Annotated in this window: 21 protein-coding genes; 5 read left to right on the top strand and 16 right to left on the bottom strand. The window is 70.1% G+C overall.

All coding sequences use genetic code 11. The features are described from left to right. Positions 1–25: 25 nt before the first annotated feature. The gene (locus G406_RS0119255; RefSeq protein ID WP_028935088.1) at positions 26–805 is read right to left on the bottom strand and encodes a DUF899 domain-containing protein; all 780 of its coding nucleotides are present in this window, start codon (positions 803–805) and stop codon (positions 26–28) included. Between the two features lie 65 nt (positions 806–870). Further along, positions 871–1,593 (bottom strand): TetR/AcrR family transcriptional regulator, encoded by a 723-nt coding sequence (locus G406_RS0119250; RefSeq protein ID WP_037077399.1) that lies wholly within the window; start codon positions 1,591–1,593, stop codon positions 871–873. 91 nt (positions 1,594–1,684) lie between these two features. On the opposite strand from G406_RS0119250, the gene G406_RS0119245 reads away from it, so the two are divergent. The 3 genes from G406_RS0119245 to G406_RS0119235 all read left to right on the top strand — a co-directional run bounded on the left by G406_RS0119245 (position 1,685) and on the right by G406_RS0119235 (position 3,490). Next, a complete protein-coding gene (locus G406_RS0119245; protein ID WP_028935086.1) occupies positions 1,685–2,530 on the top strand; it encodes an NAD(P)H-binding protein in 846 nt (281 codons plus the stop codon). A gap of 70 nt (positions 2,531–2,600) precedes the next feature. Next, positions 2,601–2,996 (top strand): DUF3224 domain-containing protein, encoded by a 396-nt coding sequence (locus tag G406_RS0119240; protein ID WP_028935085.1) that lies wholly within the window; start codon positions 2,601–2,603, stop codon positions 2,994–2,996. Between the two features lie 32 nt (positions 2,997–3,028). After that, positions 3,029–3,490, top strand: coding sequence for a GNAT family N-acetyltransferase (locus tag G406_RS0119235; protein WP_028935084.1), 462 nt, complete (start codon positions 3,029–3,031; stop codon positions 3,488–3,490). 62 nt (positions 3,491–3,552) lie between these two features. On the opposite strand, the gene G406_RS0119230 is transcribed toward G406_RS0119235, so the two are convergent. After that, the gene (locus tag G406_RS0119230; RefSeq protein ID WP_245607160.1) at positions 3,553–3,915 is read right to left on the bottom strand and encodes an ArsR/SmtB family transcription factor; all 363 of its coding nucleotides are present in this window, start codon (positions 3,913–3,915) and stop codon (positions 3,553–3,555) included. 64 nt (positions 3,916–3,979) lie between these two features. On the opposite strand from G406_RS0119230, the gene G406_RS0119225 reads away from it, so the two are divergent. After that, positions 3,980–4,969, top strand: coding sequence for a zinc-dependent alcohol dehydrogenase family protein (locus tag G406_RS0119225; protein ID WP_028935082.1), 990 nt, complete (start codon positions 3,980–3,982; stop codon positions 4,967–4,969). A gap of 98 nt (positions 4,970–5,067) precedes the next feature. Here G406_RS0119225 and G406_RS48075 read toward each other — a convergent pair whose 3' ends face one another. The 4 genes from G406_RS48075 to G406_RS58415 form a co-directional block, all read right to left on the bottom strand. Then, the gene (locus G406_RS48075) at positions 5,068–5,931 is read right to left on the bottom strand and encodes a nitric oxide synthase oxygenase (RefSeq protein ID WP_169736727.1); all 864 of its coding nucleotides are present in this window, start codon (positions 5,929–5,931) and stop codon (positions 5,068–5,070) included. After that, positions 5,928–6,878 (bottom strand): LysR family transcriptional regulator, encoded by a 951-nt coding sequence (locus G406_RS48070; protein WP_037077379.1) that lies wholly within the window; start codon positions 6,876–6,878, stop codon positions 5,928–5,930. The genes G406_RS48075 and G406_RS48070 overlap by 4 nt, the downstream gene beginning before the upstream one ends. A 117-nt stretch (positions 6,879–6,995) precedes the next feature. Further along, positions 6,996–9,341 (bottom strand): helix-turn-helix transcriptional regulator, encoded by a 2,346-nt coding sequence (locus G406_RS0119210; RefSeq protein ID WP_169736726.1) that lies wholly within the window; start codon positions 9,339–9,341, stop codon positions 6,996–6,998. Positions 9,342–9,595: 254 nt separating this feature from the next. After that, positions 9,596–9,748 (bottom strand): hypothetical protein, encoded by a 153-nt coding sequence (locus tag G406_RS58415; protein ID WP_211241205.1) that lies wholly within the window; start codon positions 9,746–9,748, stop codon positions 9,596–9,598. Positions 9,749–9,932: 184 nt separating this feature from the next. Here G406_RS58415 and G406_RS58410 point away from each other — a divergent pair, with 184 nt between their 5' ends. Further along, positions 9,933–10,076, top strand: a complete 144-nt coding sequence (locus G406_RS58410) for a PIN domain-containing protein (protein WP_281172475.1) — start codon at positions 9,933–9,935, stop codon at positions 10,074–10,076. Between the two features lie 10 nt (positions 10,077–10,086). Here the strand turns inward: G406_RS58410 and G406_RS0119195 are convergent, their stop codons facing one another. From G406_RS0119195 to G406_RS0119155, 9 genes are all read right to left on the bottom strand, one after another. Then, positions 10,087–11,394, bottom strand: a complete 1,308-nt coding sequence (locus G406_RS0119195) for an amidase (protein WP_028935079.1) — start codon at positions 11,392–11,394, stop codon at positions 10,087–10,089. A gap of 12 nt (positions 11,395–11,406) precedes the next feature. Beyond that, positions 11,407–12,603 carry a hypothetical protein gene (locus tag G406_RS0119190; protein ID WP_245607159.1) on the bottom strand — a complete coding sequence of 399 codons (1,197 nt, stop codon included), beginning with the start codon at positions 12,601–12,603 and terminating at the stop codon, positions 11,407–11,409. 72 nt (positions 12,604–12,675) lie between these two features. Further along, the gene (locus tag G406_RS0119185) at positions 12,676–14,277 is read right to left on the bottom strand and encodes an amidohydrolase (RefSeq protein WP_028935077.1); all 1,602 of its coding nucleotides are present in this window, start codon (positions 14,275–14,277) and stop codon (positions 12,676–12,678) included. Between the two features lie 13 nt (positions 14,278–14,290). Beyond that, positions 14,291–15,793 carry a CoA-acylating methylmalonate-semialdehyde dehydrogenase gene (mmsA, locus tag G406_RS0119180; RefSeq protein ID WP_028935076.1) on the bottom strand — a complete coding sequence of 501 codons (1,503 nt, stop codon included), beginning with the start codon at positions 15,791–15,793 and terminating at the stop codon, positions 14,291–14,293. Between the two features lie 157 nt (positions 15,794–15,950). Beyond that, positions 15,951–16,496 (bottom strand): helix-turn-helix domain-containing protein, encoded by a 546-nt coding sequence (locus tag G406_RS48060; protein ID WP_037077378.1) that lies wholly within the window; start codon positions 16,494–16,496, stop codon positions 15,951–15,953. 411 nt (positions 16,497–16,907) lie between these two features. Next, positions 16,908–17,309 carry a RidA family protein gene (locus G406_RS0119170; RefSeq protein WP_028935075.1) on the bottom strand — a complete coding sequence of 134 codons (402 nt, stop codon included), beginning with the start codon at positions 17,307–17,309 and terminating at the stop codon, positions 16,908–16,910. A gap of 48 nt (positions 17,310–17,357) precedes the next feature. After that, entirely contained in the window at positions 17,358–17,999 is a 642-nt protein-coding gene (locus tag G406_RS0119165; RefSeq protein ID WP_028935074.1) for an HD domain-containing protein, read from the bottom strand. 317 nt (positions 18,000–18,316) lie between these two features. Further along, positions 18,317–18,598, bottom strand: a complete 282-nt coding sequence (locus G406_RS0119160; RefSeq protein WP_028935073.1) for a hypothetical protein — start codon at positions 18,596–18,598, stop codon at positions 18,317–18,319. A gap of 267 nt (positions 18,599–18,865) precedes the next feature. Next, positions 18,866–19,672 carry a class I SAM-dependent methyltransferase gene (locus G406_RS0119155; protein WP_037077376.1) on the bottom strand — a complete coding sequence of 269 codons (807 nt, stop codon included), beginning with the start codon at positions 19,670–19,672 and terminating at the stop codon, positions 18,866–18,868. Between the last annotated feature and the right edge of the window lie 350 nt (positions 19,673–20,022).

Genomic DNA, 20,022 nt, shown 5'->3' with positions numbered 1-20,022 from the left:
ATGTGGGCTGCCAGAGCAGCCCACATCACTCACGGGTCTCCACGGGGGTCGCGGCGGGGCGGGTCCACTGCGGGACGGGGCGGCTGGTCGGGCCCCAGGTGGGGTTGCCCTCGGAGTCGGTGCTCCAGTACCAGCAGATTCCCCCGCCGCGTGAGCCGGTCGGCGCGTCGGTCTCGGGCGCGTCGGGCCAGCCCTCGGGGTTGTCCTCCCACGCCTCGCGGCGGCCGTAGGGGGTCATGTCGAGCAGCCCGAGCGACCCGTTGACCGGCTCGTTGCCCCGGGCCGTCGTGCTGTAGGTGAGGAACACGCGGTCGCCGTCGCGCAGGAAGCAGGTGACCGAACCCATGTCCTCGCTGATCGGCCCGTCGACGTCGCGCACCGAGTACCAGGGCTGGGTGTAGCCCATGAACTCGACGTAGGAGGCGACCTCGTCCCACGGGCCCTCGGTGAGGATGGCAAACGAGACGCCTCGCGCGTTGAGGTAGACGGCGTCCTTCATGTGCCAGGCCGTGGTGGTGCAGCCCGCGCACTGTCCGTGGTGTCCCGCGCCGTCGTGCCACATGTGTTTGTAGACCACGAGCTCGTCGCGGCCGTCGAACAGAGCCAGGAACGGGACCGGGCCGTCCGGGCCGGTGACCTCGACCGTTCCGTCGAGCTCCACCATCGGCAGCCGGCGGCGGGCCGCAGCGATCGCATCGCCCTCGCGGGTGTGGGCCTTCTCCCGGACCAGCAGCTCGTCCCGGGCGGCCTGCCACCGCGCTCGGTCGACGATGGGTGGGCGGCCCGGCTGTGCGGTGGTCGTCATGGTGTCCTCCGGGGAGTCTCGCGTCGACTGCGGTCACCAGAACAGACCTGGGGCCGGGCCGAAACTCATCGCGTCACGGGTGATGCGGCGCTGATCGCGCGGTCGAGCCATTCGGTCAGCAGCTGCCGTTCGGCGTCGCTGAGCATGTCGAGCGCCGGTGTGACGGCACGCAGTGCCACGGCTGACGCCAGTGGTCCGTCCTCGGCGAACGGTGCGGTGTCGGTGAGGATGCGACGCAGGACGGCGTCGAACAGGTCGTCGGCGAGGCCGGGGTCGCGGTCCGAGGGCGGTGTCGACAGGAGCGTGAGCACCGCCCCGGTGCCAGCCGCGTGGATCAGCTCGACCGCACGCTCTTCGCCGACCCGCAGCCGCCCGGCCAGCGCGACCCGGTGGACCCGCGACCGCAGCACGTCCATACCCGTCCGCGCCGCAGGCGAGCGCCGCGCACGCTCGGGGTCACTGAGCAGGACGAACAGCGTCGGGTTGGCCGTGCCGAACTCGATCTGCGCTCGCCATCCGGCGCGCAGGTCCTCGACCGGGTCGACGTCGTCCGCCGACGCGGCCCGCACGATCTCGGCCTTGGCGGACACGTAGGTGGCCATCACGTGTTCGGCCACGGCGTCCAGCAGACCGTCCTTGTCGCCGAACAGCCGGTAGATCGTCGGGGCCTGTACGCCGGCCCCTTCCGCGACCGCGCGGGTCGTCACCGCCGTCGGCCCCTGTTCGCGGAGCAGTCGCTCAGCGGCGTCGACGATCTTCGACCGCGTATCGCTCCTGCTGCTGGTCATCTCGGTCACGTTTCCCATGATAACGCTCCACTGTTAACGTATGTTTTCAACGATAACGCTTTACTGATTCCATCGCTAACAGGAGCTGTTCATGATCACTGTCACCGGAGCGACCGGCGCACTCAACGGCGCCACCGTCGACCACCTGCTTGACCTCGTAGCGCCCGAAGAAATCACCGTGGTGGTCCGCGACCCGGCCAGGGCCCAGCGGTTCGCGGATCGAGGCGTGGCCGTGCGAGGCGGCGACTACGCCGACCCGGACTCACTGCCGGGCGCGTTCGACGGCGCCGACCAGCTACTTCTGGTGTCCTCCAACGATCCGGGGGCCGACGCGGTCGATCTGCATCGCGGCGCGATCAGCGCGGCCGTCACCGCCGGGGTCGGCCGCATCCTCTACACGAGCCACCAGGGCGCGGCCCTCGACAGCCCGTTCGCCCCCGCGCGCGTCCATGCCGCGACCGAGCAGCTGCTCGCCGGTTCCGGCGTCGCGTGGACCTCACTGCGCAACGGCTTCTACGCGCACAGCCTCGACCCGTTGATGGGCCCGTGGCGCGAGAGCGGTGTCGTGACCGTGCCCGCCGACGGGCCGGTGTCCTGGACCGCGCGCGAGGACGCGGCCAGGGTCGCCGCGATCATCCTCGCCTCGGACGGCGCCTACGACGGCCCCACGACGATCACCGCGGCCGGCGCGCCGACGTTCCAGGACCTTGCCGCGATGGCATCCGAACTGACCGGCGCCGCGATCGGGTTCGCGGTGATCGACCAGGACGACTGGCTCGCCGCGCAGGCCGCCGCCGGACACGACGAGTTCAGCGCGCGCTTCACGCTGGGTATCTACCAGGCCGCCAGGGACGGCTTCTTCGCCGGAGTCGACCCCCTGCTCGGCACCCTCCTGGGCCACGAACCACACACCGCGCGAGACGCGCTCGGCGCGTGAGGGCACCTCGCAGAGGCTCGCTCGGCTGATGCTGACGCAAATTGTCAGGTATGGCTGGCAGTCTGTGGTCGTGACCGACGCACAGCGCACGCTCAACGCCGAGTTCTCCATCGACAGCTGGGACGAGGTGCCCTATGACGAGCCGGACGAGGGGCCGAAGCTCACCAGGGTCGTGATCCGCAAGACCTACCGGGGCGAGCTGGAGGGCACTGGGACCGTCGAGGTGCTCACCGCGCAGGGCCGTAAGGGTGGCGGTTACGTCGCGTCGGAGCGCATCCGGGGCACTCTCGACGGCAAGCGCGGCACGTTCGTGATCCAGCACGGCGGCCTCGCCGACGGCGACGAGCAGAGCGTCTTCGGCACCGTGGTCCCGCACTCGGGAACGGGCGAGCTCAGCGGACTGTCCGGCCACGCGACCGAGGCCAGCCAGGGCGTGCTGACCCTCGTCTACTCCTTCGAGTCCTGACCGCGGATCGGCCGGTCACGGTCGGGACGGCGGTGCCGTCCGACCTGGCGGGCGCGCACCGGGTCTGGCTGCGAGCCAACACCGCCAGGGGCAAGATCCCGGACGAGCGGCGGATCGCGCGCGTGGCCGCGAAGCTGGCCGACCCCGCCGCGCTGGTCGTCGTGGCGCGGACATCCGAGGCCGTGGTCGGGATGGTCCTGGCCGAACCGGGCCGCGACCGGGACGGCGCCGGGGACCCGCTGCCCGAGCTGTGTCACGTGTCGATGGTGTTCGTCGACCCGGCCCAATGGAGTCGAGGCATCGGTCGACTACTGCTGGCCGAGACCGCCCGGTCAGCGAGGGATCGCGGCTACCGGCTCCTCCAGCTCTGGACCGGCCGAGGCAACCTGGCGGCCCGTCGGCTGTACGAGATCGCGGGCTTCACCCCGACCGGCCGCGAGACCGCACTGCCCACCGGCGAACAAATCCTCCAGCTCATGATCACCACCGCGTGAGGGCTCTTTTTCGGCGGCCGATCAGCCCTGAGGCGGTGGTGATCATGCGAGCGCGGGCTCGTTCAGCCGCGGTCGCTCGCCCGTAGTGCGGGGAGGAGGCCGGGGAAGGCCTGCTCGAACTCGTCGCCGCGCAGTTCGTTCATCCGGGACGTGCCGATGTAGTACTGGCGGATCAGGCCGGCCTCGCGCAGCACGTGGAAGTGGTGGGTCGCGGTGGACTTGCTCACCGGCAGGTCGATCGTGCCGCAGCTGAGTGCCTGACCGGCGGCGTGCAGCTCGCGGACGATCAGCCGCCGCACCGGGTCGACCAGCGCGTCGAGCACCTGCTGCAGGTCGATCGCCGCGGGATCCGGGTGAGCCGGAACGCGCCCGTCCTGTCGTGTCGTCACCATCGCGTCCTCCCCGACCAATTGTACGACAGGCATCGAAATACGATGGACGTCGAAGTACGATGAGAGTCAAAGTTCGAGCGGACAGAACGGATGCGTCATGACGAGAGCGGTGCGGTTCCACGAGCTGGGCGGACCGGAGGTCCTGCGGATCGAGGAGGTGCAGGTCGGCGAGCCCGGGCCCGGCGAGCTGCGGATCCGGGTCACCGCGATCGGCCTCAACCGCGCCGAGTCGTTGTTCCGGAGCGGCCAGTACATCGAGGCGGTCCGGCGGTTCCCCGCCGGCCTGGGTGCCGAGGCCGACGGTGTCGTCGAGGCCGTCGGCGCGGGTGTCACGGGGTTCGCGGTCGGTGAGCCGATCAGCGTCGTGCCCGCGTTCTCGATGAACGACTACGCCGTCTACGCCGAACGCACGATCGTGCCGGCCGCCGCGGTGCTGCACCGGCCCGAGTTCCTCGACGACGTCGCCGGCGCGGCGGTCTGGATGCCGTACCTGACGGCGTACGGGGCGTTGATCGAGGTGGGCGGCATGGGTGCGGGCGACACGGTCGTGCTGACCGCGGCCTCCAGCAGCGTGGGCCTGGCCGCGATCCAGATCGCGCACCGGGTCGGCGCGGTGCCGATCGCCACGACTCGTAGCCGAGACAAGGCGGAGCGGCTGCGCAAGGCGGGGGCGGCGGAGGTGATCGTCACCGACGAGGAGGACGTCAGCGAACGAATCCTCGAACTGACCGGTGGTCGCGGCGCCGAGTTCGTGTTCGACGCCGTCGCCGGCCCCGGGGTGGTCGGGCTGGCCTCGGCGCTCGCCCCCGGCGGGGACCTGTTCGTCTACGGCCAGCTCAGCGGGGCCGACACGCCGTTCCCGCCGATGGGCACGATGTCCTCACGCGCGATGCGCGCCTACGTCCTGTACGAGACGAGCACCGACCCGGAGCGGCTGCGCAAGGGCGAGACGTTTGTCGTCTCCGGCCTGCGCAGCGGCGCGTTCACCCCGACCGTGGACACCGTCTTCGCCTTCGACGACCTGGTCGACGCGCACCGGCACCTGGAGTCGGGCACCCAGTTCGGCAAGCTCGTCGCCACCGTCTGACCGGCGCACGTCCTCAGCTCGCACAGAGCGAGTGCACGCCGCACAGAGGCCCCAGCCTCTGTGCGGCGTGGAGAAGCTCTGTGCGAGCGCCCGGGGGGTCAGCGCCAGGGGGACGGTTGGTGGGTGAAGGCGGGGGTGGGGTGGGTGGGTGGGGGGAGCGGGTAGGGCAGGGCGGTGTGGTCGGAGACCGTGATCCCGGCCGTGCGGTAGGAGTGGTCTACCGCGCGGGCCAGCTCCGTGGCGACCCGGTCGATCCAGCGCGCGTCGTCGTCCGACTCGACCATCAGCCCCCTGGCGATCCGCAGCAGCAGGTTGTAGCGGTTGAACTCGACGAAGCTGCGTCCACTCAGCTCGTGGCCCGCGTGCCATCCGTTGAAGACCGCGGCGTAGCGGGAGTGCCCGGCGCGCAGGACCATGCCGCTGACCGGTGACACGGCGGGCCAGCGCAACCCCAGCCGGGCGAACCAGTCGTACTCCGGGTGCGTGATCGGGACCTCGAGGATCAGCTCCCGGGGCACCTCGTACAGCCTCGGCCGCCCGCGCGGGGGTTCGATGACCAGCGGAAGTGGCACGAACCGGCCCGGTCCGCCGCGCGGGCGCCAGCCGAGGGCCTCGATCGCGCCGGTCAGCTCGAGGTTGAGCGGGTCACCGAGCAGGTCGCCGTCGCGCCCCTCCCAGCAGCCGTACCGGACCAGGTGTGAGTTCCAGATTCGATGGGTGCGGTCGGTGCGCGGCGCGAACACCGTGATCAGCGGCCGGACCTTGCCGTCGTTCGTGGCCTGCGCCAGGTGTTCCAGGCAGGCGGCGAACACGTCGTCGGTATCGGCGCAGCCGCGACGGTCGTGCACGGTGAGCGGCCATTGCATCGGCCAGCCCGCGAGCCGCGCATGGTGGTGCCAGGCGACGGCTGCCGCCGAGGAGAGCGCTTCTTCGGTGTGCCCGTCCACGCTCGACGGGCTCAAGCGGTCGACCGCAGCGACGAGGCCGGGCGGGCTCTGGCCAGTCGTTGGCCCGCTTCGGCGAACACCGCGCGGAACCAGCTGTGTTCGGGATCGTCGGTGTGCGTCGGGTGCCACCACAGCGCGTTGTTGATCGGCGCGGGCGCGCCGGGCAAGGGCAGCACCCGCAGCTCGGTGTCACTTCTCCAGCGGGCCGCGAGCCCGGCCGGGAGCAGCGCGAGACGGTCGGTCCCGACGATGTAGAACGGCATCGCCAGGAAACTGTCGACCAGCACCTGAATCCGGGGGTCGAGCAGGTGCCTCGGCGGGGGCGGCGGCAACAACGTGTCGTTGTCGAACAGGACCCAGGGAAACTCGGCGAGATTCTCCGAGGTCAGTACCGAACCGATCCGGGTGTTTCCGCTCCACACCAGGGCCACCCAGCTATCGGTCCACAATTCCAGGTGCGGGCGGCCCGGGAAAACTCCGTGGGGCGCGACAACCGCGTCGTGACGCCGGAGAATGCCCTCGCCCCAGGTGTCCGTTTCGCCGCTGTCCGGCTGGCGATTCTCCGGTTGGCTGAACCGGACACTGGCACCCGGCGCGCGTTCCGCGAGAATTGTGCTGACCAGCGGTCCGAGCATCGCCGTCGTGTTGTCCGAGCACAGCACGTGGAACCGGCGCCGTGTCGTGGCCTGGTCGAACGCCGGGGTCGAGGTGAACACACGCTCGAAACCGGCCAGCGCCTCGGCGGCCGGCTCGCGCAGCCGCAACGCCAGGGGCGTCAGCTCGTAACTGTTGCCGACCCTGGTCAGCAGCTCGTCACCGAAATGCCTGCGCAACCTGCGCAGCGCCATGCTGAGCGCCGGTTGCCCCAGGCCCATGCGCGCGGCCGCCCTGGTCACGCTCCGTTCGCGCAGCAGCGCATCCAGCGAGACGAGCAGATTCAGGTCGAGGTTGACTACGTTCATCACGCCTGTCAGGACGAAGTTGTTTTCGGACGACCGCAACAGAATCTCGGAAAACGGCCCGGTTCTGCCACCGAACAAGTACGTAGACGGCTACGTATCTTTTGAACTACGTAGCGCTCATTCCCGGATCCAGGCTGCTATATCCGATCTCGATTCGGCGTTCAGCTTCCGGCGAATGTTTTCGATGTGTTTTTCGACCGTCCGTATCGAGGACACGCGACGGCGGGCTATGTCGTGGTTCGTGAGTCCCTGACCGGCCAGGACGGCGATCTGCTTCTCGGTCTGGGTCAGCTGTCCCCAGCGTGACCGGTGCGGGGGCTGGGACGGGGCGACCGTCCCGTCGGTCAGGGCGAGCGTGAAGATCTCCTCGTCGCTCAGCGCGGCGCCCGCGCCGAACTCGGCGTCGTACACCCGGGCCCCGAGCAGCCCTCTGACCAGCCGCTCCGCGTTGTCGTTGGCCGTGGCGAACGCGGGCAGCCCGCTGATCGTGACCCTGGTCCGTTCCCGCAGGCTCGTCGCGGCGCCCAGCAGCCGCGCGACGTACTCGACCCGCTCACCGCCGCGCACGCGGAGCGTCTCGGCGAACGCCCAGGCCAGAGCATGTGTCGACCAGATCAGCCCCCAGCGGTCGCCCATGTCGCGCTGGCGGCGCATCGCCTCGCGCTCCAGAGTGATCGCGCGGCGCGGGTTGTCGTCGTGCCAGGCCAGTGCGAGACCACGCACCCACATCGACTTGGAGATCGCCCAGCCCGAGCCGCTCGTCGCGGCCTCGTCGAGGCATTGCTGGGTGATCGTGAGGGCGGCGTGTCGTTCGCCGAAGTAGACGGTGGCCATCGAGGTCAGCAGCAGGACGGTGAACCGGTCGCCGTGGAACCGTTTGCCCGCGTCGTCGAACTCGCCCAGCGCCCGCATCAGAACCGGCACCGACTCCGGCTCGCCGCACGCCAGGAACGCGAACACCCCTTCGAAGAACGCCAGCTGCGGCGAGGTCGCGCCGCGTGCCTCGGCTCTGCCGTAGTCGAGCAGGTTCTTGGCCCGGCCGGCGTCGCCGAGACACAGCGCGGTCCATCCGGCGAGCGCGATCGCGGCGATCCGCAGGTCGGCGAGGTCGGCGGGAGCGGCCGGGTCACCGACGACGGCTCGGTCGAGCGCGGACTCCAGCCAGTCGAGCGTCTCCCCCAGGTTGAGCACGAAGAACTGGGCATGCAGCCGTCCGACGAGCACCGCCATCCGCAGCCCGGCGGGCTCCTCGCCGGGGGTGTGCAGGCACCAGTCGAGCGCAACCCGCAGGTTCGGCAGCTCGGTGCGCGTCCAGTTCATCCAGTCCTGCTCGCGTGGGCTGTACCAGTCCTCGGCGGCGGCCGCGGCGACCGCGAGGTAGTGGTCGCGGTGCCGTCGACGCAGCTCCGTCTCACCGAGCGTCGAGGACTGCAGCTGACCGAAGTGCCGGATGGTCTCGAGCAGCTGGTACCTGGCCCGGGAGCCGCTGGTGTCGACGGTGACGATCGACTTGTCGACCAGGCGTCTGAGCAGGTCGAGCACCATGTCGGAGGAGATTCCGGCACCCGAGCAGACGGTTTCGGCCGCGGTGAGGTCCCAGCCGTCCTCGAACACCGCCAGCCGCGCCCACATGGTCTGTTCCTCGGTGTCACACAGCTGGTAGCTCCAGTCCAGCGCCGCGCGCAGACTGTGGTGCATCGGGTTGGCGCCGTGCCGGGGGCCGCCGGTCAACAGCCGGAACCGCGCCTCGTGCCCGGTACCGAGCGCGTCGGCGATCTCCTCCAGCGATTGGCTGCGCAGTCCGGCGGCTGCGAGTTCGATCGCCAGCGGAATCCCGTCGAGCCGTTGGCACAACCGCACGGCCTCGGCCCGATTGTGCGCGCCGATCACGAATCCGACCGAGGCCGCCCGTTGTTCCAGCAGTTCCAGCGAATCACTGCGCGGCCCGTTCGAATACCGGTCGGATTCGGGGCCGGACAACGGTGGAACCAGAAACAGCCGTTCTCCCTGGACCCCCAGCGCCTCCCGGCTGGTGGTCAGAATGCGGATTCCGGCGACCGCGTCCAGCAGATCGTGCACCAGCGCACCGGCCTGCTCGACCAGGTGCTCGCAGTTGTCGAACACCAGTACGTATCCGGCCACCCTGGCGACCTGGTCGCGCAGGTGTTCGACCAGCACCTCCCAGAGGACCTGGTCAGTGACGTCCTTCACGCCGACGGCCCTGGCCAGCTCACGTTCCAGTGTCGCGTGGTCGGCCGTGGCCGGCAGCGCCGCCAGCCGCACCCAGCGCACCACCGCGTGCGGTTCGGTTTTTCGCACCGCCGCGATCACGCGTATAACCAGCCGGGTTTTCCCGACCCCGCCGGGGCCGACCACGGTCACCAGATTCGCCTCGGTGAATAGGTCGTGCGCTGCCCGAATCTCCTTCGTCCGCCCGACGAACGAGGTCAGTTCGACGGGCACGTCGCCAATCTGCTCCCGACCACGCGCACTCACCGCGCCACCGTAAACCAGCCCCAACGGGGCGCGGTACATTTTTTGTTTACATCCCTTTACGTGGAACACGAACGATCCTCAGCGGAATTCCCCGAGCATTTTCCTCGGGAAATCGATCCCAAAGGCACCTGCCGCACGACCCAGACGTCGCGGCGGCGCTTACCGAGCTCCGCAAGCCACGTGGTCTCGGGCTCGGCGAAGCGATCAACGAAATGATCCGCTCAGGGCTCGCGGTCCCGGCCCAGCGCACCCGGTTCGTGCAGGAGACCGCGGCGTTGAGCATCCAGCTCGACGTCAGCAATGTCGCGGAGACGCTCGAGCTGCTCGACGCGAACCTCCTCATCTACGCAGTCGACGAGACGAGCCCGTTCCATCGGTCCGCCAAGGGCTGGTTGACCGAGACACTCGAATCCGGTCGGCGAGTCGGTATTCCGGTGCAGTCGCTGACCGCCTTCGCGCGGATCGTCACACATCCGAAGGTCTCGTCCACACCGGCCGATCCGATGGTCGCGGCGCGAGTGATCCGCGGCTGGCTGGACGTACCGACGGTGTGCACTCCTGGAGCGCTACCGGCCGACCGGAAATCTGGTGAGCGACGCCAGCCTGGCCGCGCTGGCACTGGAGCATGGGTTGACCCTGTGCTCCTCCGACACCGATTTCGCCCGCTTCACCGAACTGACCTGGCACAACCCGCTCGCCTGAGCACACGAGGTCACCGGGAGAACGCGGCGGCGGCGGTGAGCAGGCGGTCCTCGGCGAAGTGCGGCGCGACCAGCTGGATGCTGTCCGGCCGATCGGTGGGAGTGATCGACAGGCTGATCGCGGGGTGGCCGGTGTGGTCGAACAGCGAGGTCAGCCGGACCATCGCGGGAGTGACGATCTGATCGGTGCCGTCGACGGTGACGGTCTGCTGGCCGGCCTTCGGGGTGTCGATCAGCAGCGTCGGCAGCGCGAGCAGGTCGACGGTGTCGAACAGCCGGTCCACCTCGGCACGAATCCGGCCCCGGGTGCGCAGCGCGGCGCGGTAGCCGGCACCGGTGACCTGTGCGCCGGCGGCGAGGACCGTGCGCATCGCGATGCCGTAGCGGCCCTCGGCGGCACCGAACCGATCGTGGTGGTAGGCCGCCATCTCGGCGCCGAGGATCGCCATGTGCATCGCCGCGACCTCGTCCAGGTCGGGCAGCGTCACCTCGACGGCCTCGGCTCCCGTCGAGGTGATGTGCGCGATCGCCGCGTCGAACCGTCTGGCGACCTCGGCGCTGTGGATCGTCAGGCCGCGTGGAACACCGACTCGTCGGACCGTATCGCCGGGCCGGTCGGCCGACGCGATCCCGGGTAGCAGTGCGGCGAGGAAGGCGGCGCTGTCGGTCGCGGTCCTGGTCAGCGTGCCGACGTGGTCCAGCGTGCTCGCCAACGGCAGCACTCCGTCCAGGGGCAGCAGACCGTGGGTGGGTTTCAGGCCGGCGGCCCCGCAGCAATGCGCCGGGATGCGGACACTGCCGCCGGTGTCGGTCGCGACGTCCGCGAACGACAGCCCCGCCCGGACCGCCGAGGCGGACCCGCAGCTGGAGCCGCCCGCGGTCAGGCTCGGGTCCAGTGGGTTGACGGCGGGACCCGATGTGGTGAGGGCGAACTCGTCGAGCGCGGTCTTGCCGACGATGACGGCGCCGGTCCGGCGCAGTGCGCGCACGACGGTCGCGTCCCGGTCCTCGACGTTGCCGCGCAGTACCTGCGAACCGGCTTCGAGCGGCAGTCCGGCGACGGCGATGATGTCCTTGACCGACACCGGGATGCCGTCCAGCGGACCTCTCGGCTCGCCGCGCGCCAGCCGTCGCGCGGAGTCCCTCGCCGAGGCCAGGGCCGACTCCTCGGCGACATGGGTGAAGGCCCGCAGCTCCGGGTTGAACCGTTGGATGCGGTCCAACGTCATGCCGGTGAGCTCGACCGGCGACAGCTCACCCGTGTCGAGCAGCCGCCGGGCCTCACCGATGGAGGACAGCAACAGCGTGTCTTCGGACATGGAACCCGTCTCTCAGTGCAGGGTCGACAAGGCGAGTCCGACCAGTTGGATGGTTTTCAGAACGCCGAGACCGACCGCGGTGATGACGAACATCGAGGCGACGAACCCGATGAACGGGTGGAAGCCGTACGGCATGCGCCGGCCGATCCACCAGCCGAGCGCGGGCCCCAGCAGCGCTCCGACCAGCACCGCGACGGTGATCGTCGGCCAGCCTCCGCCGAAGGTGAGCACGGCGGTCGGCGCGAGCGAGACCAGCGAGACGAACGTCGGGTAGAAGCCGTGCTCGCTCCAGCGGCCGGAGTACCACCAGACCGCGACGATCGCGGTCAGCAGCTGCGTGGTCAGGATCTGAGGCAGCAGCCCGGAGCCGTAGGACGCGGCGCGCGGGTCGGCCAGCCAGCCGACCAGCAGCCCGGCGAACAGCCCGAGCGCGGCCCATTCGCTGCCGTAGAACTGGGCCTCGGTGAAGTCGGCGAGCGCGCGGCGCGGCAGCCACCACGGCGACGGGTGCCTGCCGTCGTCCAGGTGTCCGGCGCCCAGGTCGACCGGTTCCGGCATCCAGGGCAGCCGCCGGCACACCGCGAAGGCGAGCAGCCCGGCGACGACCATCGACCCGACGTTGCCGAACACCACCGGCGCGCCCAGCGGCCGGCACATCAGATCCACCGCGACCATCGCCAGCGGCGCGCTCAGCACACCGCCGAGCACCCCGGCGGTGAGCGAGACCCGCCAGCCGCTGCCGTACATCATCACGACCGCCGGGCACACCGACACGATCGGCGCGAACGTCGGTTGCCAGCCGCCGAACCGCGTCCAGCCCCACACCGCGTGCGCGAGCCCCAGCCCGACCGCCACGGCGAGGAACAGCCACGGCAGCCTGCCGTGACAGATGTGGAACCCGCGCAACCGGACCCGGCCCCAATGAGCCAGCCAGGCCGCGACGATCAGCCCGACACCCGCCGGGACGACCGCGTAGAACTGCGCCTCGGTGACGTCACCGAGCACCCAGGTCAGCCGGCCGGACGGCTCCACCCAGCCCGGCACCGGCCCGGACCGCGTGATCCTCTCCTGGACCACGCCCATCGCCCAGCCGATCCCGACCGCGACGAGCGCGCACCCCACGGCCATCGGCAGCAGAGCCAGCCGATGCCCGCGCCGCCTCCGAGCCCGAGCCAAGACATCGATCTCGATCGATTCCACAACCCTCACCAGCTCCACGTCGAGCGAAAGGCTCGTGAGTGCTGAGTCTGGCTATAGCCACACCCAACACTCACGAGGTAGTCAGGCGTGCCAGACCTGGTCGGCACCCACCCAGGTGGACAGGACGCCTCCGCCGGCGATCGACGAGGGGTCGCCGGCGAGGATGTCCGTGTCGAGCGCGACGAAGTCGGCCAGCTGACCGGGACGCAACCGCCCCTTGCGACCGTCCTCACCGCACGCGTGGGCCGAGCCCACGGTGTACATCTGGAGTGCTTCGGCGACGCTGACCCGCTGCTCAGGGCCGATCGTGCGACCGTCGGGCAGTGCCCTGGTGGTCATCGACTGGATCGCGAACAGCGGCTCGACCGGCGTCGTCGGATAGTCCGAGGAGCCCCCGACGGTGATGCCCGCGTCGAGGAACGCGCGGTGCGACACGATGTGCGCGGCCCGCTGTTCACCGTAGATTCGCACCAGCTGCTCACCGTGCTGCCGGATCGCCCCGCCGAACGGAACCGGCGTCACCCCGGCACGATGAATGCGCTTCAGCAACGTCTCGTCGACCATGCTGCAGTGCTCGATCCGGTGGTTGACCCCGGCGCCCGGCGCCGCCGCCTGCGCCGCCTCGATCGCGTCCAGCACCTCGCTGACCGCCCGGTCGCCGTTGGCGTGCACCGCGACCCGCCCGCCCTCGGCGTGGATCTCGGCGACCAGCCCGGCGAAGTCCCGCCGGTCGACCAGCTGGATGCCGTTCTCGCCGTCGGTCGAGCTGTCGTACGGGTGCCGGCACAGGCAGGTGCCGCTGAACAGCGCCCCGTCGTACATGAGTTTCGTCCCGACCATCCGCAGCCGGTCGTCGCCGAACCCGGCACCGATGCCCAAGTCGCGGGCGGTGTCGAAGTAGGTGCTCCAGAGCAGCATCCCGACCCTCGGCGTGAGCCGACCCGCGTCGCGCGCGGCCTGGTAGGTCCGCCAGATCCGGGGCGTGACGATCGCGTCGCAGTAGGAGGTGATGCCGGTGGAGTGCAGGTACCGGTTCTCCTCGACCAGCGCGTCGACCAGCGCGTCGATGCTCAGATCGGGCACCCACGGTTGCTGTCCGCTGCCTGCCCAGTACGGCTCGAGGAAGGCCTGCTCGTACAACCAGCCGTCGAGCCGTCCCGCGCCGTCGCGCCCGATGTCGCCGCCGACCGGCGCGGTCGAGTCGTCGGTCAGGCCGGACAGTTCCAGAGCTCTGCTGTTCGCCACGACGCAGTGCCAGTTGAACAGGACCACCGCGATCGGGTGCTCGGTCGAGATGTCGTCGAGCACGGCGCGGTCCAGGCGGCCGCCGGTGCCGCTGAGCGTCGGGTGGTATCCGGAGGCGAACACCCAGTCACCGGCCGGGGTGGCCGACACCCGGTCGGTGAGGATCCGTCGCACCGAGGCCAGGTCCGGCGCGGCGCGGTGCGAGACGTCGACCCGCAGCCGCGATTCCGAGGTCACCGAGGGGTGGCAGTGCGAGTCGTTGAAGCCGGGGACGACGAGCGCCCCGTCGAGGTCGATCACCTCGGCGTCGGCGAACGCCGAGCGCAGGTCGGCGGGGTCGCCGGTGGCCACGATCCGGTCGCCGAGCGTGGCGAACGCGGGCAGGTCCGGATCGCCCGGACTGGCGATGCGGGCGGCACGGAAGATTCGGGGTCGCATGACGGCTCCTCGCTCAGTCGCTACTGGGAAAGGCCATGGCGAGCCCGGCGCCGATGGAGTCCGGCCAGCGTGAGGTGATGACCTTGGTGCGGGTGAAGAAGTGGATGCCCTCCGGCCCGTAGGCGTGGGTGTCGCCGAACAGCGAGTCCTTCCAGCCGCCGAAGGAGTACTGAGCGACCGGGACGGGCACCGGCACGTTGACCCCGACCATGCCGACCTCGACCTCGTTGCCGTAGCGACGCGCGGCGCCACCGTCGCGGGTGAAGATCGCCGTGCCGTTGCCGTAGGGGTTGCGGTTGACCAGCTCGACCGCCGCGGCGAAGTCGGGAACCCGCACGATCGCCAGCACCGGGCCGAAGATCTCGTCGGTGTAGATCGACATGTCGGTGCCGACCTGGTCGAACAGCGTCGGGCCGAGCCAGAAGCCGCCGACCGGCCCGTTGACCGCGTGCTCCCGCCCGTCGACGACGAGCTTCGCGCCCGCCTCAACACCGGCCTCCAGGTAAGCGGCGACCCGGTCCCGATGTGCGGCGGTGACCAGCGGGCCAAGGTCCGACGCGGTATCGCGGCCGTCGCCCATGACCAGTCCCGCCATCCGCTCGACGATCTTCGCCACCAGGTCGTCGCCGACCGGGTCGACCGCGACGACGACCGACACCGCCATGCACCGCTCCCCCGCCGACCCGAACCCGCCGGACACGGCGGCGTCGGCGGCCAGGTCGAGGTCGGCGTCGGGCAGCACGACCATGTGGTTCTTCGCCCCGCCGAGCGCCTGGACCCGCTTGCCGTGCCGGGTGGCCGTCTCGTAGACGTAGCGCGCGATCGGGGTGGAGCCGACGAACGAGATCGCCGCGACGCCCGGGTGTTCGAGCAACACGTCCACCGCGACCTTGTCGCCGTGCACGACGTTCAGCACCCCGTCCGGAAGGCCCGCCTCCCGCCACAGCGCGGCGAGCCAGTTCGACGCCGTCGGGTCCTTCTCGCTGGGCTTCAGGACCACCGCGTTCCCACAGGCGATCGCGTTGGCGACGAACCACATCGGCACCATGACCGGGAAGTTGAACGGCGAGATGACACCGACCACGCCGAGCGGCTGGCGGATCGAGTGCACGTCCACCCCGGTCGAGGCGTTCTCGGTGAAACCGCCCTGCAGCAGCCCAGCGGCGCCGCACGCGTAGTCGACGTTCTCCAGCGCACGGGCGATCTCGCCGGCGGCGTCGTCGGCGACCTTGCCGTGCTCGGCGACCACGATGTCGACCAACTCGCCCGCGCGGGTGGCGAGCAGGTGCCGGAACGCGAACAGCACGGTCGCCCGTCTGGCCAGCGAGGTGCTGGCCCACCGGGTCGCCGCGGTCGCGGCGGAGGCGACGGCCCGGTCGACGTCAGCGGGCTCTGCGAAGGCGACCCGACCGGTACGCGCGCCGGTCGCCGGGTCGGTGAGCACACCGGCCCTCGGCGGCGCGTCGATCGAGGCCCGCCCGTCGATCCAGTGGTTGAGCATCGGTAACCCGGTCATCGGACTCTCCAGCCTGGAATGCTCGGAAAAAACGGTACTGATCGTTACCGTCTTCTGCTGGAGAAATTTCTACACGCGAGCCGTCGGGCCGTCAACCCCCATGCACAAACACCCGTGAGTGCGGCACTCACGGGTGTCGAGGTGGACCGGAAAGGCCCTAGTGCGGGCGAATGATCACGAGGACGAGACTCGCGGGGGCGTCGCCGTCGTTCGTCAGGGTGTGCGCGACATCGCCCGGCAGCGCCGCGAGATCGCCCTTGTCCAGACTCACCTCGTGCGTGCCCGCGCGCACCGTGATCGAACCTTCGATGATCGTGAAGACCTCGCGGGAACCGGGGTCGTGCGGATGGAACGGCCCGGCCTGACTACGCGCGGGCAGCGTATAGCGCACGAGCTCGACACCGTCCATGGTCGGGAACAGCGACTCCCGGACGACCCCGGTGTCCTCGTCGGTCAACGCGGCCGGGCTGATCCCCCGCACCACCTGAACCTCCGGTACCACCTGCTGACCGAGCAACTCGGACAACGAGGTGCCCAACGCGTCGGCGATACGCACCGCAACCCCGAGGCCCGGCTTACGCTCACCACGCTCGATCTTGGACAGCGCGGCCCGCGAGACCCCGCTGCGCCCCGCGAAGGCCTCGAGGGTCAGGCCGGCCTGATGCCGCCGTTGACGAACGCGGGCTCCGAAACTGGCTGTCATTTTGGCCTGCTCCTCGCGCGTCCAAGTTTCCGGTCGGGACCCCCCATCGGCTTCGCCTCGGGGGGTCCGCAACCGGAAACTTACGGCTGCTTCGCCGGGCGCTTCGCTTCGGCTTCGCTGCCGTCGCTGACGCGCGGCCGTCTGGTTGCGTTCTTGGCCCGCCTGTTGCGTTCTTTGCAGGGCGTCCGCCCTGAACCCCCTGCGGGGAGACTCGCGGAGCCAACCCGGCCAGCGGCTTCGCCGGTCGCTTCGCTCCGGCCTTCCCTCACCTGCCCCTCCCCGCACACGACCCTCCCCCCATTTGGCACGAATGTGGCTTTGGGGACGCTGGACGTCCCTAAAGCCACATTCGTGCCACCGGGGGGTGCGGTTCGACTGTGCTGGCGTGGTTGGACGTGACCGGGTGTGGACTCAGGGGCGGGGTGTCATCACCTGCGGGGTGACGACGGCCACGGCGTCGATCTCCACCGATAGGTCGCCGATCAGCCTGCTGACCTCGAACGTGGCCCTGGCGGGGCGATGGTCGCCGAACACCTCGCGGTAGACCTCGTTCACCTCGGCGTAGTCGTCGAGGTTGGCCAGGTACACCGTCGTGCGCAGCACGCCCCGCAGCGAGGAACCCTCGCTGAGCAGCGTCTTCTCCAGGTTGTCCAGCACCATCCGGGTCTGCTCCCGCACGCTGAGCGATGCCAGCGGCTCGGACGTCTCCGGGTCCAGGGCCAGCTGTCCGGCGCAGAACACGAACCCGTTGGCCGTCATCGCATGGCTGTAGGGCCCGACCGGCGCGGGTAGTCCTTGTGCAGCTGTAGTCATCAGTTCTCCTGTTTCTCCAAAAGGAGAACTTTCTACATCGCGCGTCGGTCAGCCGTCAATCGGGCGGCTCCAGCCTCGGCGAGCGCCCTCGTCGATCAGGTTCAGTGCCGCGTCCCAGAGCGAAGCCGAGGCGTCCGCGATCACCGACTTGCGGGCACGGATGTCCGCGACCGTCACACCGGGCGCCCGCCAGGTGCCGCCGCGCGCCATCCAGTTGAGCAGCAGCGGCTGGAGCCGGTCCATCGCCTTGGCGAACCGCGCCTCGGCGGACTGCCTGGCCTCGAACTCGTCCCACAGCGCGCGCACACCGACCGCCTGGTCGGCCGGAAGCAACGAGAACAGCCGGTCGGCGGCGGCCTGCTCCCGTTCCTCCTGGTCGCGACCGGCCGCGACGTCGTACAGCGGGGTGTCGCCCGCGTAGATTTCGACGAGGTCGTGCACCAGCACGAGCGCGACGGTGCGCCCGACGTCGATCGGCTCGTCGGAGTACTCGGCGAGCAGCGTCACCATCAGCGCCAGGTGCCAGGAGTGTTCGGCGTCGTTCTCCCGTCGGTCGACGGCCGCGAGCGGCGACTGCCTGGCGATCGTCTTGAGCCGGTCGACCTCGATGATGAACCCGAGCTGGGCGATCAGTCGGTCACCGATCCCGGCCGGCAGCGGGTTGCTGTCGACCAGTCGTCCTTCGGTCATCGTGGCGCTCCTGTCCGAGCCGTGCGTGGCCAGCATTGCTCGGACAACGCTAGTGCGGCCGGTGGCCGGGGCGGGTGGAGTTCGCCGCTCCGGCTGGCCACACGGCTCGTGGCCGTGGTTGCACGATGAACAATCGGCCGCTGACCTGGTGTTTTCGCGTGGCCATGGCCGTGGCCACGCGCGTGGCCATGGCCGCGGACAGTTCTTGCACGGTGAAACGGTGGCCGGGCAGGTGGAGTTCGCGCCCGGTGGCCGGTCCGTGGCGGGCGGGTGGGGTTCGCGCCCATACGGCTCCTGGCCGGTGCGGAAGACCGGGTTCAGCTACGGGCGAGCTCCAGGACGTCGGCGAGCAGGGTCAGCGACTCGTCGAGAGTGCGGTGTTCGGAGTCGGTCAGCGTCGGCGCGACCTGAGCGACCTCGGCGACGCGGCGCTGCAGGTCGCGCAGCTGGTCGATCCAGACGGCCGGGGCGTGCGGCACGAGGGTGTCGATCCTGGTGTGCAGCTCCCAGGACAACCGGTGCAGCGGCAGGTCGTCGCGGCGGTAGTGGGCGAGGGTGTCGCGGATTCCGTCGGTGATGAAGCGCAGGCAGACATTCATGGTTTCAGCCGTTTCAGATGCGGGATGCACCCGGGACGCGACCGGACCGGCGGCGACCTCGACCCCGTCGTCGGTAACGCGAGGGAGGACGAGCAGCGGAAACGGTGCGAAACGAGCGCAGCAATCAGCCAGGGGAAGAAAACACCTGGTCTCCGCGGTCAGATTCACACCGAGACCTACGTTGCGGGCCATCCCGAGTCAGTGGACGTGTTCACACCGAGGCGTTCGAGCCTGCTGGAAAAACCTAGCCGATCATCGCAGCGGAAGTCAAAGCCCGATTTCCGGTGTGTTCCGTCGCCTGGCGACGTGCAGCACCGCGCCCCAGTGCCTGCGCAGCCGACCGTCGGGCCGGAGCGCGAGGCGTCGGCGGATCTCGCCGTAGAGCCGGTCGCGCTGCCACGGTCGCATCGCGATGTGCCCGGAGAACGTGTCGAGCAGCTTCAGGTACTCCTCGGCGGTGTAGCTGATCTCCCAGTCGAAGTGGCGGACCGTGACGGTGTCGAACAGCCCGCTCGCCTCGACCTCGGCGCGACCGTCGGGCAGCTCGCCGGGCCGCCACTGCTTCTCGCCCTCCTTCATGCCCTCGCCGATCTCGTCGTAGATCTCCTGGATGTCGGCGAAGAACGGGTCGCCGCCGTCCGGGAACACGTGGCCGGCGCTCCACGTGGCCAGGTGGCCGCCTGGCCGCAGCAGCTCGAACGCGTGGCCGTAGCGGGTGGCCGGGTCGAGCCAGTGCCAGGCCGTGGCCGCGAAGACGAGATCGAACCGGTGGCCGGCCGGTGGCCGCCAGTCCTCGAACGCGCTCTCGACGATGGTCACGGCCGGGAACCCGGCCAGGGCGCGCCTGGCCGCGGCCACCATCCTCGGACCGATCTCGACGCCCGTGATCCGGAAACCGCGCCGGGCGAGTGGCACGGTCGCCTTGCCGGTGGCGCACCCGATCTCGACGAGCCGATCACCGACGCTCAGCCCCGCCGCGTCGACGAGGGTGTCGAACAGCTGCTCCGGGTAGTCCGGGCGCACCGCCTCGTATACCGCGGCCACCGAGTCGAACGTGTCCCGCAGCGCACCCATCCCGCCATCCTGCACCGAGTCTGCACCGGGTCGGCTCCGGCTCGACACCGCGCACCGCGTCGTCACACCGCGCAGTGTGCACGGGGCGCGGTGTGGACGTCCGGTGCGCGGTGTCGAGCCTCCGAGCTTTGTTCTTGTGTGCGTAACCAGATGTTGGACCGTGAGTTGCCGGTGCTGGGTAACGTCCGCGACGGCTGGGCATCTGCTTCGGTGGATGTTCGACTGTGTGCCCTGAGCTGCCTTGAGCCTTGGGGACCGCTCTTTCCGTGTTGTGTACCGCGAAGAGCAGCAGCTCGCTTCAGCCGTGGCTGGGGATGTCGATCTGGGCCGCCGTGTAGCCCCGGAAGTCA

Origin of the sequence: Actinospineispora spinosispora DSM 44797 (genome assembly GCF_000429025.1) — a bacterium.
Lineage (GTDB): Bacteria > Actinomycetota > Actinomycetes > Mycobacteriales > Pseudonocardiaceae > Pseudonocardia > Pseudonocardia spinosispora.
The sequence above is the reverse complement of the archived record's forward strand: the minus strand, read 5'-3'. Positions and strand labels throughout refer to the sequence as shown.

Excerpts from the sequence above, each read along its gene's own strand:
- G406_RS0119255 (WP_028935088.1), bottom strand. The coding sequence starts at position 805 with ATGACGACCACCGCACAGCCGGGCCGCCCACCCATCGTCGACCGAGCG.
- G406_RS0119250 (WP_037077399.1), bottom strand. The coding sequence starts at position 1,593 with ATGACCAGCAGCAGGAGCGATACGCGGTCGAAGATCGTCGACGCCGCT.
- G406_RS0119245 (WP_028935086.1), top strand. The coding sequence starts at position 1,685 with ATGATCACTGTCACCGGAGCGACCGGCGCACTCAACGGCGCCACCGTC.
- G406_RS0119230 (WP_245607160.1), bottom strand. The coding sequence starts at position 3,915 with ATGCCTGTCGTACAATTGGTCGGGGAGGACGCGATGGTGACGACACGA.
- G406_RS0119225 (WP_028935082.1), top strand. The coding sequence starts at position 3,980 with ATGACGAGAGCGGTGCGGTTCCACGAGCTGGGCGGACCGGAGGTCCTG.
- G406_RS48070 (WP_037077379.1), bottom strand. The coding sequence starts at position 6,878 with ATGAACGTAGTCAACCTCGACCTGAATCTGCTCGTCTCGCTGGATGCG.
- G406_RS58415 (WP_211241205.1), bottom strand. The coding sequence starts at position 9,748 with ATGGAACGGGCTCGTCTCGTCGACTGCGTAGATGAGGAGGTTCGCGTC.
- G406_RS0119195 (WP_028935079.1), bottom strand. The coding sequence starts at position 11,394 with ATGTCCGAAGACACGCTGTTGCTGTCCTCCATCGGTGAGGCCCGGCGG.
- G406_RS0119185 (WP_028935077.1), bottom strand. The coding sequence starts at position 14,277 with ATGCGACCCCGAATCTTCCGTGCCGCCCGCATCGCCAGTCCGGGCGAT.
- mmsA (WP_028935076.1), bottom strand. The coding sequence starts at position 15,793 with ATGACCGGGTTACCGATGCTCAACCACTGGATCGACGGGCGGGCCTCG.
- G406_RS48060 (WP_037077378.1), bottom strand. The coding sequence starts at position 16,496 with ATGACAGCCAGTTTCGGAGCCCGCGTTCGTCAACGGCGGCATCAGGCC.
- G406_RS0119170 (WP_028935075.1), bottom strand. The coding sequence starts at position 17,309 with ATGACTACAGCTGCACAAGGACTACCCGCGCCGGTCGGGCCCTACAGC.
- G406_RS0119165 (WP_028935074.1), bottom strand. The coding sequence starts at position 17,999 with ATGACCGAAGGACGACTGGTCGACAGCAACCCGCTGCCGGCCGGGATC.
- G406_RS0119160 (WP_028935073.1), bottom strand. The coding sequence starts at position 18,598 with ATGAATGTCTGCCTGCGCTTCATCACCGACGGAATCCGCGACACCCTC.
- G406_RS0119155 (WP_037077376.1), bottom strand. The coding sequence starts at position 19,672 with ATGGGTGCGCTGCGGGACACGTTCGACTCGGTGGCCGCGGTATACGAG.